The sequence below is a fragment of the Streptomyces melanogenes genome, from assembly GCF_014649795.1.
In the GTDB taxonomy this organism is placed as follows: domain Bacteria; phylum Actinomycetota; class Actinomycetes; order Streptomycetales; family Streptomycetaceae; genus Streptomyces; species Streptomyces noboritoensis.
This window is the reverse complement of the sequence record NZ_BMTS01000013.1, coordinates 299,568-313,638: the sequence shown is the minus strand read 5'-3', so window position 1 is coordinate 313,638 and position 14,071 is coordinate 299,568. Positions and strand designations below refer to the sequence as shown.

Annotated in this window: 16 protein-coding genes; 7 read left to right on the top strand and 9 right to left on the bottom strand. The window is 70.6% G+C overall.

Annotation, left to right across the window (positions count from 1 at the left end; genetic code table 11):
- Positions 1 to 378 precede the first annotated feature (378 nt).
- Positions 379 to 1,731, bottom strand: coding sequence for a cryptochrome/photolyase family protein (locus IE252_RS27555; protein WP_190092142.1), 1,353 nt, complete (start codon positions 1,729 to 1,731; stop codon positions 379 to 381).
- Positions 1,732 to 1,785: 54 nt separating this feature from the next.
- Positions 1,786 to 2,232: a pyrophosphohydrolase domain-containing protein gene (locus IE252_RS27550; RefSeq protein WP_190092141.1), complete on the bottom strand. Its 447-nt coding sequence runs from the start codon at positions 2,230 to 2,232 to the stop codon at positions 1,786 to 1,788.
- Between the two features lie 406 nt (positions 2,233 to 2,638).
- Between IE252_RS27550 and IE252_RS27545 the strand changes: the two genes are divergently transcribed.
- From IE252_RS27545 to IE252_RS27530, 4 genes are all read left to right on the top strand, one after another.
- Positions 2,639 to 3,061 (top strand): hypothetical protein, encoded by a 423-nt coding sequence (locus IE252_RS27545; RefSeq protein ID WP_190092140.1) that lies wholly within the window; start codon positions 2,639 to 2,641, stop codon positions 3,059 to 3,061.
- A 123-nt stretch (positions 3,062 to 3,184) separates the two neighbouring features.
- Entirely contained in the window at positions 3,185 to 3,736 is a 552-nt protein-coding gene (locus IE252_RS27540; RefSeq protein WP_190092139.1) for a toxin, read from the top strand.
- An 81-nt stretch (positions 3,737 to 3,817) separates the two neighbouring features.
- On the top strand, positions 3,818 to 5,059 hold the full coding sequence (locus tag IE252_RS27535) for an MAB_1171c family putative transporter (protein WP_190092138.1): 1,242 nt from the start codon (positions 3,818 to 3,820) through the stop codon (positions 5,057 to 5,059).
- Positions 5,056 to 5,673: a hypothetical protein gene (locus tag IE252_RS27530; protein ID WP_373298622.1), complete on the top strand. Its 618-nt coding sequence runs from the start codon at positions 5,056 to 5,058 to the stop codon at positions 5,671 to 5,673. The genes IE252_RS27535 and IE252_RS27530 overlap by 4 nt, the downstream gene beginning before the upstream one ends.
- Positions 5,674 to 5,871: 198 nt before the next feature.
- Here IE252_RS27530 and IE252_RS27525 read toward each other — a convergent pair whose 3' ends face one another.
- Together IE252_RS27525 and IE252_RS27520 are read right to left on the bottom strand one after the other, a co-directional pair.
- Positions 5,872 to 7,497: a DHA2 family efflux MFS transporter permease subunit gene (locus tag IE252_RS27525; protein ID WP_229848819.1), complete on the bottom strand. Its 1,626-nt coding sequence runs from the start codon at positions 7,495 to 7,497 to the stop codon at positions 5,872 to 5,874.
- 153 nt (positions 7,498 to 7,650) lie between these two features.
- Positions 7,651 to 8,859, bottom strand: coding sequence for a PucR family transcriptional regulator (locus IE252_RS27520; RefSeq protein ID WP_190092137.1), 1,209 nt, complete (start codon positions 8,857 to 8,859; stop codon positions 7,651 to 7,653).
- Positions 8,860 to 9,131: 272 nt separating this feature from the next.
- Here IE252_RS27520 and IE252_RS27515 point away from each other — a divergent pair, with 272 nt between their 5' ends.
- Entirely contained in the window at positions 9,132 to 10,073 is a 942-nt protein-coding gene (locus IE252_RS27515) for an esterase/lipase family protein (protein ID WP_229848817.1), read from the top strand.
- A gap of 3 nt (positions 10,074 to 10,076) precedes the next feature.
- Here IE252_RS27515 and IE252_RS27510 read toward each other — a convergent pair whose 3' ends face one another.
- Both IE252_RS27510 and IE252_RS27505 read right to left on the bottom strand, forming a co-directional pair.
- The gene (locus IE252_RS27510) at positions 10,077 to 10,337 is read right to left on the bottom strand and encodes a DUF397 domain-containing protein (RefSeq protein ID WP_190092135.1); all 261 of its coding nucleotides are present in this window, start codon (positions 10,335 to 10,337) and stop codon (positions 10,077 to 10,079) included.
- Entirely contained in the window at positions 10,297 to 11,148 is an 852-nt protein-coding gene (locus tag IE252_RS27505) for a helix-turn-helix domain-containing protein (protein ID WP_190092134.1), read from the bottom strand. Before IE252_RS27505 ends, IE252_RS27510 begins: the two co-directional genes overlap by 41 nt.
- A gap of 135 nt (positions 11,149 to 11,283) precedes the next feature.
- Here IE252_RS27505 and IE252_RS27500 point away from each other — a divergent pair, with 135 nt between their 5' ends.
- Positions 11,284 to 11,670 carry an ATP-binding protein gene (locus IE252_RS27500; protein ID WP_190092133.1) on the top strand — a complete coding sequence of 129 codons (387 nt, stop codon included), beginning with the start codon at positions 11,284 to 11,286 and terminating at the stop codon, positions 11,668 to 11,670.
- Here the strand turns inward: IE252_RS27500 and trpS are convergent.
- The 3 genes from trpS to IE252_RS27490 form a co-directional block, all read right to left on the bottom strand.
- A complete protein-coding gene (gene trpS / locus IE252_RS27495; RefSeq protein WP_190092132.1) occupies positions 11,667 to 12,707 on the bottom strand; it encodes a tryptophan--tRNA ligase in 1,041 nt (346 codons plus the stop codon). The two genes, IE252_RS27500 and trpS, sit on opposite strands and share 4 nt — an antisense overlap.
- A gap of 159 nt (positions 12,708 to 12,866) precedes the next feature.
- Complete coding sequence (locus IE252_RS43430; RefSeq protein WP_229848815.1) at positions 12,867 to 12,998, bottom strand: DUF6126 family protein; 132 nt, start codon at positions 12,996 to 12,998, stop codon at positions 12,867 to 12,869.
- Positions 12,999 to 13,250: 252 nt separating this feature from the next.
- Positions 13,251 to 13,655, bottom strand: coding sequence for a hypothetical protein (locus tag IE252_RS27490; RefSeq protein WP_190092131.1), 405 nt, complete (start codon positions 13,653 to 13,655; stop codon positions 13,251 to 13,253).
- A gap of 76 nt (positions 13,656 to 13,731) precedes the next feature.
- Here IE252_RS27490 and IE252_RS27485 point away from each other — a divergent pair, with 76 nt between their 5' ends.
- Entirely contained in the window at positions 13,732 to 14,037 is a 306-nt protein-coding gene (locus IE252_RS27485) for a hypothetical protein (protein ID WP_190092130.1), read from the top strand.
- The last annotated feature ends 34 nt before the right edge of the window (positions 14,038 to 14,071 follow it).

The window sequence follows — 14,071 nt, the reverse complement described above, 5'->3', positions numbered from 1 at the left end:
GCCGTGCCAGCCGCCGCCGCGCGCCATGTAGTGGTAGAGCACCACGGTCAGCGCGGCGAGCAGCCGCAGGCCGTCCAGTGCGTACAGCCGCCCGTGACGGGTCGTTTCGGCAGGCGCTCTCGGCTCGGTGCGAGGCGAGGGTATGAGCGCATGGCGAGCCGTATCGGGCATGAAGGTGTTCCCCCTGGGTCCAGTGAATCCGCGGCCGGACAGCCCACTGGTCAGGGAGGCGTCGGCGCGCTCGCGAATGATATGACAATCCACAGAATTCTCACAAGATTCTCATTCCGTGGTTGTCGCACGTTTCCTCGGCGGGATGTTTTACCTGATCTTGGAATTAATTCCCAAGATCTTTTATCCCTTTGCCCCGGACGCGGCTTATGCCGTGCCCCGCCCCCGCTCGAACCGCTCCCGCCCCTCCCCCAGCTCCACCACCGGCCCGGGGTACCCGGTGGCGGACAGTTCCGCGGTGGGGAGCTTCCACGGTTCGTGGAGGAAGCGGTCCGGCACCTCCGCCAGTTCCGGGACCCAGCGGCGTACGTACGTGCCGCGCCGGTCCAGGCGTTTGCCCTGGGTCACAGGATTGAGGATGCGGTTCGGGCGGGTGTCGTTCCCTGTTCCGGCCACCCATTGCCAGTTCAACTGGTTGTTGGCGATGTCCCCGTCGACCAGCAGGTCGAGGAAGTGGCGGGCGCCCAGTCGCCAGTCGGCGTAGAGCGTCTTGGTGAGGAAGCTCGCCGCCAGCATCCGGCCCCGGTTGTGCATCCAGCCCTCGTGGGCGAGCTGTCGCATCGCCGCGTCGACCAGGGGGTAGCCGGTGCGGCCCGCCCGCCAGGCGGCGAGCTCGCGTTCGTCGTGGCGCCAGCGGTCGCCCCGGTCGCGGTAGTCGGCGCTCGCCGCGTCGGGGCGGGCCGCGAGGACCTGGTGGTGGAAGTCGCGCCAGGCCAGCTGCCGTACGAACGCGTCGGCGCCCGGGGAGCCCTCGCGCCGGGCCAGGTGCACCAGTTCGGCCGCCGACAGGGCGCCGAAGTGGAGGAAGGGCGACAGCCGGGAGGTGGCGTCGCCGGCGAGGTCGTCGTGGCCCGACTCGTACCCGGCGATCCCGTCCCTCAGCCAGGCCCGCAGCCGCTCGCGGCCCGCCGTCTCGCCGCCCTCGGCCAGGCCCGGCGAGGTCCCGGTGACCTCGGCGCGCGGCCGCAGCGGCTCGGAGTCAACCTCGGGGACCCGCACCTGGCGAGGGACCGGCACCACTTCCCGTACGCCCGTCGCGCTCCAGCGCCGGAAGTACGGGGTGAACACGGCGTAGTGGTCGGCGCCCGCCGGGGTCACCGCGCCGGGGGCGAGCGCCGTCACCACCGCGTCGTGCACCACCAGGGCGCGCCCCAGCGCCTCCCGCAGCGCCGCCTCGCGCCGCACGGCGTACCGGCTCGGCCCGCCCGCCACGTGCACCCGCTCCGCGCCCGTCTCGGCCACCACGGCGCGCACCCGCTCCACCACGTCGCCGGAGCGCACCACGAGGCGTCCGCCGCGCGCCCGCAGCCCGGCGTCCAGATCGGCGAGGCAGTCCGCGAGGAAGGCCCGCCGGTTGGGCGCGTCGAAGCCCGCCGCGCGCACCCCGTCGTCGTACACGAACAGCGGCACGACCCGCTCGGCCTCGCGTACGGCCGCGTGCAGCACGGGGTTGTCGTGCAGCCGCAGATCGGCGGTGAACAGCGCCACGGAGACGGTCATCCGCCCATCCTCCGGGAGGTCCGCCCCCGTGGCGGGGACGCGCGGCCGGTGGGCTCAGGCCCTGTCCCCGGCCTCCCAGCCCTGCTCGCGCAGCACCGCCGAGACATCCGGCTTGCGGTAGTTCTCCCCCTTGAGGACCTTGCCGTCGGCGCGCAGCAGCGGACGGCCGTCGGAGCCCAGTTTGGTCATGTTGGCCCGGTGGATCTCCGCGATGACCGCGTCCAGGTCGATGCCGTGGACCAGGGCCGTGCCGTACGCCACGTACACGACGTCCGCCAGCTCGTGGGCCAGGTGGTCGAGCGGGCCCTCGACCGCGACCTCCGCCGCCTCGGCCGCCTCCTCGACCAGCAGGTCGCGGCGGTGGGCGGCCACGTCCGGGGGGATCTCCGTGGGGGTCGTCCGGGCGTCCAGGCCGAAGGTGGTGTGGAATTCCCGGACCAGACGGGCAGGGGACGCCGGGCCGCTCTGCCGCGCTGTCGTCTCCTGTGCGGGGGTACTCATTCGCCCCAGTTTACGTTTCCCGGGCCATGCCCAACCCACCTGGCCCGTACGCCCGTTGCACCCTCGCCGCGACCGGGCGGCTGTGCATCTGCTATCGGCGCGATCCGGCACCGGAGGTGGGCGGCTGCGTACACACGTACGCATGCGCTATCGGCGGGGCGACTGTTCCTGGCGCCTGACTCGGTGTCATAATGTATGGGTAGCCCTTCGTGCATCCCCCGTCGCGAAGGGCTACATCTATGTACAGGCATGCCGAAACACCCGCTCTGCCCGGTTTCGGGCACAGCGGGGCCTTCACACGGGCAAGGGACTCCCCTCGTGGCCCCCTGCCCGTGTTTTTTCGAGTTAACAGTGGCGTAGAGTATCTGTGCAAGCCCAGTTCTGACCAGACGGGGTGGGGGATCCGATGGAAGACACTCCTGAGCTGACCACGCTTCAGCAGAAGGTCGCCTACATGGTCGAGAAGACCTTTCCCGGCGAGAACGTCTCGGGGCGCGCGTTCTCCGACCTGGTGAAGGAGCGCGGCGGGCACCTCTCCCACAGCTACTTCTCCAACATCCTCGCGGGCAAGGTCACCCACCCCTCCGAGGACATCCTCAAGGCGCTCGGGCTCGGCTTCGGGGTCGACTGGCGGTTCTTCAAGGAGGAGTCCGAGGTCGTCGACGACGTCGTGGCCGGACTCCAGTTCCTCGCCAAGCGGCGTACGGGCGAGATCAGCGGCATCGCGGGGCGCGGGCTCGACGACGACGGGCTCTCCGCCGAGCTCCTCCAGTTCGCCCTGTCCCTTCTCGAAGAGAAGAAGGACAGCGACAGCCGCTCCGAGTCGTAGCGGCGGCCCGGGCTCGTCTCGCCGCACCCCCCGTATTCACCCGCGTTCGTTAAGATGCGCCGATCGATCGCATGTCCATACGCACGCACGCGTGACTACGCCCCGAGGGACCCAGAGGCTTCCATGTCCATGCGCGAGCTGCGGAGGGAGTGCGAGGCCGGGCTCGCCGACCTGCCGATCCCCGCCCCGTTCAGCATCGAGGGCCTGGTCGCGAACATGGAGGCGGCCCGCGGCCGCACCCTCGTGCTGCGGGAGCTGCCCGACCGGCTGGCGCGGGTCAACGCCGCCTGCGGGCTCCGGCTCAAGGCCGGGAACACCAGCTTCGTCCTCTACCGCAAGCGCCCCACCGACTACCAGACCCAGCACGTCATCCTCCACGAGCTGTGCCACGAGTGGTTCGACCACGGCACCAGCCTGGACGCCGACCAGCTGGGGGCGCTGCTGCCGATGTTCGACCCCTCGCTCATCCAGCGCGTCGTCGGCTCCGGCGCCACCGTGCAGGCGCGCGCGCAGTACGACACCCACGACGAGCGCGTGGCCGAGTTCGGGGCCTCCCTCATCCCCCGGATGGCCAGGGACGTGACCAGCGACGACATGGTCGGACGGCTCGCCAACTCGCTCTCCCGGCCGGTCGCCCACCGCCGCCGGGGCCTCAACCCGTTCCGCAGAGACTGAATCCGCAGAGACCGAATCCCGCGGCCTCCACCCAAGGCCGCCGAAAACCCGTCCCCGTTCCTGCCCCGAGGAATCCCCCCGATGACTCCGCTCGACCTCGCCGGCTATCTCATAGCCGCGCTGATGACCGCCGTCGCCCTGTGGCGCATGCCCGCCGCCCTGTGGGGCGACGAGGAGGACAGGCGCCGACGCGCCCTGTGGGGCTGTTACGCCGGGTTCGCCGTCGCCCTGTGGACCAAGACCAAGTTCGTACGGATCACACTGAACGACAGTGAGGTCACCGACCTCGCCGTCCTCATCAAGCACTACACCGCCACCATCGCCATCCTGGCGATCCTCAGCTACATCGTGGCGATCTACGGCCACTTCCCGGACGAGGGCGCGATCCCTGGGCACGTGCGGTTCGCGCGGACCGTGCAGCGGGTCGCCGCCAAGGCGTCCGCGGCCACGCTGGTCCTGCTGACGGTGCTGTTCTTCACGGTCGTGGACCGTGCCGTCCCCTCCGACCGGTTCGTCTCGGACCACGCGGGGCAGTGGGGCGCGACGCTCTACATGAGCGTGTTCTACCTGTACTTGGGCGCGTCCTCGGCCGTCTGCGCGTACCAGTGGGCGCTGGCCACCGGGAACGCGCGGGTGCGGCATCTGCGCCTCGGGCTCGGCATGATGACGTTCGCCATGTTCATCGGCGTGGCCTACACGCTCAGCCGGACGCTGTTCCTGTGGGTGAGCGTGGTCGACCAGCCGAGCAAGTCGTTCGCGCTGCACTTCGACGAGGTCACCGAGGCCTCGCAGATCGTGCTGTTCGCGTTCTTCGCGCTCGGCGCGTCCATCCCCGCGTTCAGCAAGGGGTGGCGCCGGGTGCGGCTGTGGCGGGCGCAGGCGCGGCTGCACCCGCTCTGGTACGAGCTGATGACGGCCTTCCCGGACCAGCCGTTCGAGCCGCCGGCGCCGCTGCTGCGGGAGCTGACGCGCTTCGACACCCCGGCCGACCTGCGGATCGACCGGTGGGCCGCGGACATCGCGGACGCGGTGGAGAAGCTGCGGCATTACGTGCCGGACGAGCTGCTGGAGGCGGCGAAGCGGGCGGCCGGACCCGAAGCCGCGGGCCCGCTCGCCGATGCGCACTGGATCAAGGCCGCGCTCGCCGCGAAGGCGGACGGGGCGGTGGCGGGGCGGGCCGCCGTCATCGAGCCGCAGCACGCCACGGACCAGGACGGCGAGGTCGCCTGGCTGGTGCGGGTGGCTGCCGCGTACAAGACGATTCCGTACGACCGGGCCCGCGAGGTCCTGGCGTCGACCCGAGCCCGGGAGACCTCCGCGTGACCCGCACGATCGAAAGCCGCACGTCCGGGCTCGACGACCCCGCCCGCCGTCCCGTCGCCCTCGCCGTCACCAACGTCCTCCAGCCCCGCAACTGCCTCCTGGTCGGCATGCTCGGCATCGGGGTCGCGGCGGCGGGCGACTGGACCGGGCTGCTGTGGGGGTTCCTCGGCGCGCTGTGCGCGGGGCTGATCCCGGCGGGGTACATCGAGTGGGAGCGGGGGCGCGGGACGTGGGGCGACCGCCATGTCGTCGACCGTACGAAGCGGGCGCCGATCTTCTTCGTCATCCTCGGCTCGATCGGCACGGGCTCCCTGGTCATGGTCCTCGGGGACGCGCCTGTCGGCATTCTCGCGGCGATGCTGGGGTTGTGGGTGATGACGGTCGGGCTGCTCGCGGTGAACACGGTCTGGAAGATCTCGGTGGACGCGTCGGTGGCGTCGGCGGTTCCGGCACTCCTCGCGGCAACCCAGCACGAGCCGCTTTGGCTGCTCCTGTACGCCCTGACGGCGGCGGTGTGCTGGTCCCGTGTCGCCCTGAGCTACCACACGGTGGGGCAGACGGTGGCGGGGGCGACGCTGGGCGCGGCGACGGCGTCGGCATTCCTGTTCGTCTGAGACCGGTCCCGCTGCGCGGTGGCTTGTTCTCCGTCTGCGGGCCGTCCCCAACCGGTCGCGCAGTTCCCCGCGCCCCTTAGATGCCGCTCCGCGGCAATCCGCTTTTAGGGGCGCGGGGAACTGCGCGACCAGCCCGCCACGGTCCGCGGACGAACGACATCCCTCGGAGAGTTTCGGGAAGGGGTGGGGTGGGGGCTCTCACATGTGGATCGGGCCCGCGTCCCCGCCCTCCGTCGGGTGCGGATGCGGCGGCCCCTTCCGGTACAGGATCACCGTCACCAGCAGCCCCAACGCGAAGAATCCCGCCGACCACCAGTACGCCGTCGCGTAACTGTGCAGTTGGGCCTTCGCCAAGACCTGCGGCGTGGCCTGCTTGCCCACCAGATAGCTGCTCGCCGCACTCGTCGCCAGCGTGTTCAGGAGCGACGTGCCAACAGAACCACCCACCTGCTGACTCGTATTGACCATCGCCGACGCCACACCCGCGTCATGCGCAGCAACCCCGGCCGTGGCCAAATTCATCGCCGGGGCGAAGATCAGGCCCATGCCCGCGCCCAGCACGAGCAGCGGCGGCAGCACATGCGCCGCATACGTGCTGTCGACATCCAGCGCCGTCATCCACACCAGCCCCGCCGCCCCCAGCCCCATCCCCAACGGCACGATCGGCTTCGCGCCGACCTTGGGGACGACGTTGTTCTGGGCGATCACCGACGACGCGATCATGACCACGACCATGGGGATGAAGGCGAGCCCGGTCTTCACGGGCGAGTAGCGAAGGACCTGTTGCAGGTAGTACGTGAGGAACAGGAACACGCCGAACATCCCGGCACCGGAGATGAACATCGCGAGGAAGGACGCTCCTCGGTCCCGGTCGAGGACCACCCGTAGGGGCAGGAGCGGATGTGTGGCCCGCAGTTGCCACAGCACGAACGCGATCAGCAGGACCCCGCCCGCCGCCAGGAACCCCCACGTCTGCGCCGAACTCCACGCGTGCTTCTCCGCGTTGGAGAAGCCGTACACGATGCAGAACAGGCCCGCCGAGACCAGCACCGTACCGGGGATGTCCAGTTTCGGCCGGTCGGCCGGGGCTCCCGGGTGGAGCAGGCGAAGCGCGCCGAGGAAGGCGATCGCCGCGAAGATGAGGTTCACGTACAGGCACCAGCGCCAGTTGAGGTACTCGGTGAGCAGGCCGCCGAGCAGCAGCCCCACCGCGCCGCCCGTGCCCGCGATGGCGCCGTAGATCCCGAAGGCCTTGGCGCGTTCCCGCGGGTCGGTGAACGTCGTGGTGAGCAGGGACAGCGCGGCCGGTGCGAGCAGCGCGCCGAAGACGCCCTGGAGCGCGCGGGCGATCACGAGGACCGTGAAGCTGGGCGCCGCGCCGCCGATGGCCGAGGCCACCGCGAAGCCGATCAGGCCGGTCAGGAAGACCGCCTTGCGGCCCACGAGGTCGGCGACGCGCCCGCCGAGCAGCAGCAACGAGCCGAAGGCCAGGGCGTACGCGGTGACGATCCACTGGCGGTTGCCGTCGCTGAAGCCGAGATCGCTCTGCGCGGAGGGCAGCGCGATGTTCACGATGGTGGCGTCCAGCACCACCATCAGCTGGGCGACGCCGATGACCGCGAGGACCAGCCAGCGGTGTTCATGGGCGGCGCCCTGATGGCCGGTGCGCCCGGCAGCGGCGGCTGCGGCCGTGGCCGCGCCCCCGCCGCGCAGTGGCAGCCCGTCCGGACCAGTTGCCCCTGCGGCACTCTCCTCCGGTGCCGAAGCGGCGGCTATCCGCTCCGCCCTGCCCTCTTCGACGGCGTCCTTGGTGTGGCGACCCATGGCATACGTCTCCTTACGAGGGGATACGCGGCCCTTCCTCACGCTAAGGGGAGGTTCGGCGTTGCGCCACGCGAGTGACATGGGGGAGAAAAACGGGCATAAATTACCTTCACTGGGCGCGAAGCGTCCGTCGCGCGGAGCAACCGCGCGACGTTACGGCATCGCGGGCGGGCGCGCCTCGGACACGCCGGGCCCCGGACCCAACAACCGGAAACGTAAGGCCACTTCGAGCTCGAAGCGGGCGTCCGGGTCGTCGAGGGCGGACCCGAAGAGCTCCTCGATCCGGCGCAGCCGCTGGCGTACGGTCTGCGGGTGCAGCGCCAGCTGGTCCGCCACCTCGGGAGCACTGCCCCGATGGGACTGCAACCACACCAGGAGCGTGGTGGCGAGCCGGGTCGCCTGCTTGGGGGTGAGGTCGTCCAGGGGGCGAAGGCGCCGGTCGGTGAAGAGCCGCACCAGCGGCTGGTCCCCGAGGAGCAGCAGCTCGGGAAGGCGCTCCTCGCAGCGGACGATCCCGGCGGGCCGTTCGAGCCGGGCGAGCAGCGTGCGCGCCCAGCGCAGCGAGTCCGCCGCCATGGCGAGCGGCACGGTCGGCCCGATGACCGCCCCGCGCACATCGAGCGCCCCGGCGAAGGACAGGTCCCCGAGGGCCGTCGCCGGGTCCGGGACCAGCAGATACGGATCGGGGCCGTCCAGATCGGCGAGGACCGCCGGGGGCAGCCTGCGGTGCGTGCGGTCGCGCTCGGCGGGCGGTCCGAGCGCGACGCACGCCACAGTCTCCGGCAGCGTCCAACCCGCCGCCAGCGCGGCCTGTTCGAGTGCGGACGGGTCCGAGCCGGACACGATCCGCCCCAGCAGATGGTGGCGCCGCCGCCCCAGCGCGCCCGCCTTGTCGGCCTGCGCCTCGGCGTAGCCGCGCACCGAGACGGCCGAGATCTCGTCGATGTGCGCGAACACCGCCTCCGCGAGCAGCACCACCTGGTCGGCGCCCATCCCGGCCCGCCGCGCCGCCCGCGCGTACCGCCGCCAGGCGACGCGCGCCCCGAGCCGGTACGCGGCCTGGAGCGCGTCCAGGCTGCGGCCCTCCGCGAACTCGCCGCGCCCCAGCACCCAGTAGACCCGCCACCGGTCCTCGCCGCGCTCGGCGGCCGGGGCCGCGCCGCCCTCCACCAGGTCCGCGAATTCGGCCAGCGCGGTTTCCACCCCGCGCTGTATTCCGTATCCGAAATTTCCGTCCAGCGGTCGGGAGAATTCCGGTACGTGCTGTCTTATCTGCCGGATGACTTCAGCCGCAGTGGAGCGCTGTTCTTTTCGCAGCTCCGCGGCGAGAGTGCTCGGCAGAGCTGCCCATGGCCCGGCCATGGCTGCGATTATCGGCGCTTGTTACTCACCAGTCAATGGCCGTGACATGCCAGGTTGTCGGCACGTTACCGCCCGTCACACCGGGATACGCTCACGCATGTGACAAGTTTCCGCAGCCCGTGGACAAATCTCTGGCATATCTCTGCGGACCTGACGGACTGCGCCTGAGATCCGTTGCCCGCAGCCGGAATCCGCCCGTACTTTCGCCTGGTCGAATTCCAGAACAAGGGACGGTACTGGATATGAGATTCTCCCGAATTTCCCGCGCCTGCGTGAGTGCCGCACTCGCCGCCGCGGGGCTCATGGCGCTGAGCACGGTTCCGGCCAAGGCCGCCGATACCGGCACGGCCGCCGCGACCGCGAACCTCCCGGTGGAGACCCACTACAGCATCGGGTTCCTCGCCGGTCTCCTCAAACCCACCGAGGCGCCGCCGGGCGCCAACGACTGGTCCTGCCGCTCCACGGACCACCCCACCCCGGTGGTCCTGGCGCACGGCACGGCCGAGAACATGAACCTCAACTGGCGCGGAGCCGCGCCGCTGCTCGCCAACAACGGCTACTGCGTCTTCACCTTCAACTACGGCGGAAAGACGCCCACTTCACCGCTCCAGGGCATGGGGAAGATCGAGGACGGCGCGGCCACGATGGCCGCCTTCGTCGACAAGGTGCGGGCCGCGACGGGCGCGCCGAAGGTCGACGTCGTCGCCCACTCCCAGGGCGGCCTGGTCACGCGGTACTACCTCAACAACCTCGGCGGCGCGGCCAAGGTCGGCAAGCTGGTCTCCCTGGGCACGCCGAACCAGGGCACCACGCTGTCCGGCCTGACCGAGTTCGGCCGGGTGCTCCATCTCCTCGCGCCCGCCAACGAGTTCGTCGTCGGCCCGGCCTGCCCCGCCTGCGTCCAGCAGGAGATCGGCTCGGACTTCGTCAAGGCGCTGAACGCGGGCGGCGGTACGGTGCCGGGCGTGACCTACACGAACATCGCGACGAAGTTCGACGAGGTCACGACCCCGTACACCCATACGTTCCTGCCCGCCGGACCGAACGTCACCAACATCACGGTGCAGGACCAGTGCGTCCTGGACGGCACGGACCACACGGAGATCTCCTACGACCCGATCGCGCTCACGCACGTACTGAACGCGCTCGACCCGGCACACCCCCGCCCGATCCCGTGCCAGCTGGTGCTGCCGGTCACGGGCCCGCTGCTCTGACCCTCAGAGGCTGCGCACGAAGGCACTGAAGGCGGCGGGGCCGACGATGAAGGCCCCGCCGTCCGGGTTCTTGGAGTCGCGGACGGCGATGCGGTGGGGTTGGGTGGCGATTTCGACGCATTCGCCGCCGGTGTCGGCGCTGTACGAAGACGTACGCCACTCAGCAGCCCCGAGGGGCGCGCACTCGACGCAGTCGCCGCCCGTGTCGCCGCTGTAGGACGACTTACGCCACAGGACGTCCGTCAGGTTCTGGTTGGTCCCCATACCGTTCCTCCATTACGCGGGCGATCAGTGCCGTCGAATCCTCCACGGACAGAGCGGCGGCCTGCAAGTGATCGTAACGGAGCGAACCCTCCCTGATAGCGCGCGAGTTGGCCGTCATGTGGCCCTGGACGAAGTCCTCGGTGTAGACGAGGTCAGGGTCGTCCTCGAAGCGCAGGATGTTGAAGGATCCCATTAGCCCCGCATGCGAACCAGCCCCGAAGGGCAGGACCTGCATCTTCACCCAGTCCCGCTGGCTGTGCAGGTGCAGCAGGTGCTCAAGCTGCTCCCGCATGACCTTGCGGCCGCCGATCTCCTGATGGAGGACCGCCTCGCTCATGACCACCCAGGTCAGCGGCGGGGTCTCGCGGTCCAGGATCCGCTGGCGCTCCATGCGGGCCTCGACACGCGCGTCGATGTCGCCCTCGTCCCGTACGCCCAGCACCGCACGGGCATAGTCCTCGGTCTGGAGCAGCCCGTACACCAACTGGGCCTGGAAGGTGGAGATGTAGGCAGCCCTGGCCTCCATCTCGGCGTACTGCTGGAACCACGACGGCAGCTGGCTCCGCAGGACCAGCCCGACCAACCGCCCGAAGAACCCCTCCGTGAGGAGGGCGGCGTCCAGGCGCTCGGAGATGTCCCGGGTCGGGACCTTCCGGGCCGTCTCGATCTGGCCGATCAACGACGCGGCGCAGAAGATGCAGCTTCCGAGCTGTTCCTGGGTCATTCCGGCGGACTCGCGCTTGCGGCGCAGCTCGGAACCGTAATAGTCCAGCGGGGAGGCGCTGGGATCGAGGTCTCGGATGTTGACCATGATGACGGGTCACCCCCAACCACACGCGATGGACAGATTTTTCTGCCCCTACCGACCGTAACCAGATCGCCGCACTGTGGTGGCGTGAATCACGCAACTCACCCTTACGAGGCGCAAGTTGGGGGTCGCTACGGCATGAACATCACCGTGGGCGACCACTCGGCCCGGCATCTGCGCCGGATCCTGCGCTGGTATCTCGTCAACTGGTCGATGACGGCGGTCGCGGACGCGGCCGAACTCGCGCTGACCGAGCTGACGGCCAACGTCGTACGCCATGTGCCCGGCCGCCACTGCCACGTCCTGATACTGGCCAGGCCGTCCGGAGTGCGCGTCGAGCTGACGGACGACTGCGCGAAGCTGCCGCAGGCCCCCGCCCGTATCGACGAACTCGCCGAGTCCGGGCGGGGGTTGATGATCGTGGCGGCGGTGACGGACCGGTGGGGGGTGCTGCCGCACACGTGGGGCGGGAAGACGGTGTGGTTCGAGTGCGATGTGCGGCGCGGGGGCGGGGGCGGGGGCTAGCGGAAGCCGCCCATGGCGGTGCGCACCTCGTCGAGGGTGGCCTCGGCGATGGCGTTGGCGCGTTTGTTGCCCTCGTGCAGGACTTCTCGTACGTACGAGAGGTCCTGCGCGTACTCCGCGCGGCGGGCCCGCATCGGCGCGAGGTAGGTGTTGACGGCGTCGGTGACGTGCCGCTTGAGCACGGCGGCGCCGCCGTCGCCGATGTCGGCGGCGACGTCGTGCGGGTCGCGGTCCTGGCAGAGGGCGGCGAGCTGGACGAGGCCGGAGACGCCGGGGCGGTTGGTGGGGTCGTACGTGATGTGGCGGTCCGCGTCGGTGGTGGCGCGGCGGATGAGGGCGGCGGTCTCGTCGGCGGTGGCGGAGAGGGGGACGGAGTTGGAGCGGGACTTGCTCATCTTCGTCCCGTCCGTACCGAGGAGCAGGGGCGCGGCGGAGAGCAGGGCCTCGGGCTCGGGGAAGACGGGCCCGTAGCGGTCGTTGAAGCGGCGGGCGATCGTACGGGTGAGTTCGAGGTGGGGGACCTGGTCCTGGCCGACGGGGACGACGTCGGCCTTGCAGAACAGGATGTCGGCGGCCTGGTGGACCGGGTACGTGAACATCAGCCCGCTGACGGCGGATTGGCGCGAGTGCGCGATCTCGTCCTTGACGGTGGGGTTGCGGCCGAGCTCGGCGACGGAGACGAGGCTGAGGAAGGGGAGGAGGAGCTGGTTGAGGGCGGGGACGGCGCTGTGCGTGAAGACGGTGGCGCGGGCGGGGTCGATGCCGGCGGCGAGGTAGTCGAGGACGAGCCCGTGGGTGTGCCCGAGGAGGTCCTCGGCGATGTCGCGGTCGGTGATGACCTGATAGTCCGGGATGACGAGCAGCACGTCCATGCCGTCGTCCTGGAGGCGGACGCGGTTCTGGAGGGTGCCGAAGTAGTGCCCGAGGTGGAGGGGGCCGGTGGGGCGGTCGCCGGTGAGGATGCGGGTCATTTTGGGGTGCCTCTCTGGGTGGGTGGCGGGTCGTCGGGGACGGCCACGCCCCAGAGGGCTGGGCATGCGAAAGGGCCGTCCGTTTCGAACGGCCCTCGCTGGCGTGCAGGTGTCGTGGCCGCTCCTTAGGAGGAGCGCCACCAGCGGAGATTGCTGACACGGTGCACGGCGGAAGTCATGGGGGTGAGTGTAACGGGGCGGGGTCCGGTGTGGCTGGGACTTCCGTCACTTGTGGGCGTGATCGCCGACGTAGAAGAGCAGCCAGACGAATCCGGCGAAGAGGTGGGTGCCGAAGATGTAGAACCCGGCGCGGAGGGCGATGCCGCGTTCCTTGGCCTTTTCGGTGTCTTCGTCCACGGGTCCTCTTCTGGGTGGGGTCCGTCCAGGGTACGGGTTCGTCTGCGGGCCGGTGGCGGGTTGCTCGCGCAGTTCCCCGCGCCCCTTAGATGCCGCTGCGCGGCAATCCCCTGGGCGGCCCGAAGGGGCGCATTTAGGGGCGCGGGGAACTGCGCGACCAGCCCCCACCGGGCCGCAGACGAAGAACGACTCACTCCGCGAAGCGGGGGCCAGGCACGAGAGGCCCGGGCCTCACCGACCCCGCCGCACGGGCTACTCGCGTGTGTAGAACACGTAGAACGATGCCGCCGCCATGCCCCCACCCAGCAGCGCCCCCATCATCGACGCCCCGAACACACTCTCGCCCGACTGGGCATACAGGAACCCCGTCCCCGCCCCGAACAACGTTCCGAACGCCAGCGCCCGCAGCTCCCGGGGCAAGCGGCCCTGGATCATCAGCAGGCCCAGGCCGAGCGCAGCGATCACCGCACCGGAGACCAGGCCGAGCGCGATGTTGCCGCCGGTGACCTCGCCGCCCCGGCGGTTGATGGACGCGGCCCAGAAGCCGTAGAAGACGCCGATGACCACCGGCAGGGCGATCAATGCCACGGGCAGGCCGAGGCGGGCGGACAGGGGGCCGGGCCGTGACGGCGCCGGCATCGCTGCGTGTGCGGACATGGCGCAACTCCTTCCACTTCCCCCATACAGCCCACACCCGCGCGCCCCACCCGGCAACCCGGGGTTGGCTGGACCCGTGCGCTCCTCCGTCACCGCCGCCGGCCTCGGCATCGCCGCGGGCGGGCTCGGGCTGCGCGCACTGGTCGCCCTGGGCCGCGTCCTGACCCTCGCCGACCTCCCGCCCCACGCCGACCCCACCACCGCCGCAGCGGTCTACGACACCCTCACCGACGCCCTGCGCACCGCCGCCTGGGCCGCCACCGCCGCCGGTCTCGCCCTGGCCCTCACGACCTGGCTGACCCTCCGCGTACGGCGAACTCCCCCACCCGACGAGACACCGCGCCAGGCCGCACCCGTGGCGGCGACACCGGACCCACCATGACGCACAGCGGCATCTTCAGGGGCGCGGGGAACTG

Coding starts and splice junctions, on each gene's coding strand:
- IE252_RS27520 (WP_190092137.1), bottom strand. CDS start 8,859: ATGGCCGGGCCATGGGCAGCTCTGCCGAGCACTCTCGCCGCGGAGCTG.
- IE252_RS27500 (WP_190092133.1), top strand. CDS start 11,284: ATGAACATCACCGTGGGCGACCACTCGGCCCGGCATCTGCGCCGGATC.
- IE252_RS27545 (WP_190092140.1), top strand. CDS start 2,639: ATGGAAGACACTCCTGAGCTGACCACGCTTCAGCAGAAGGTCGCCTAC.
- IE252_RS27550 (WP_190092141.1), bottom strand. CDS start 2,232: ATGAGTACCCCCGCACAGGAGACGACAGCGCGGCAGAGCGGCCCGGCG.
- IE252_RS27490 (WP_190092131.1), bottom strand. CDS start 13,655: ATGTCCGCACACGCAGCGATGCCGGCGCCGTCACGGCCCGGCCCCCTG.
- IE252_RS27525 (WP_229848819.1), bottom strand. CDS start 7,497: ATGGGTCGCCACACCAAGGACGCCGTCGAAGAGGGCAGGGCGGAGCGG.
- IE252_RS27505 (WP_190092134.1), bottom strand. CDS start 11,148: ATGGTCAACATCCGAGACCTCGATCCCAGCGCCTCCCCGCTGGACTAT.
- IE252_RS27535 (WP_190092138.1), top strand. CDS start 3,818: ATGACTCCGCTCGACCTCGCCGGCTATCTCATAGCCGCGCTGATGACC.
- IE252_RS27540 (WP_190092139.1), top strand. CDS start 3,185: ATGTCCATGCGCGAGCTGCGGAGGGAGTGCGAGGCCGGGCTCGCCGAC.
- IE252_RS27555 (WP_190092142.1), bottom strand. CDS start 1,731: ATGACCGTCTCCGTGGCGCTGTTCACCGCCGATCTGCGGCTGCACGAC.
- IE252_RS27510 (WP_190092135.1), bottom strand. CDS start 10,337: ATGGGGACCAACCAGAACCTGACGGACGTCCTGTGGCGTAAGTCGTCC.
- trpS (WP_190092132.1), bottom strand. CDS start 12,707: ATGCCCAGCCCTCTGGGGCGTGGCCGTCCCCGACGACCCGCCACCCAC.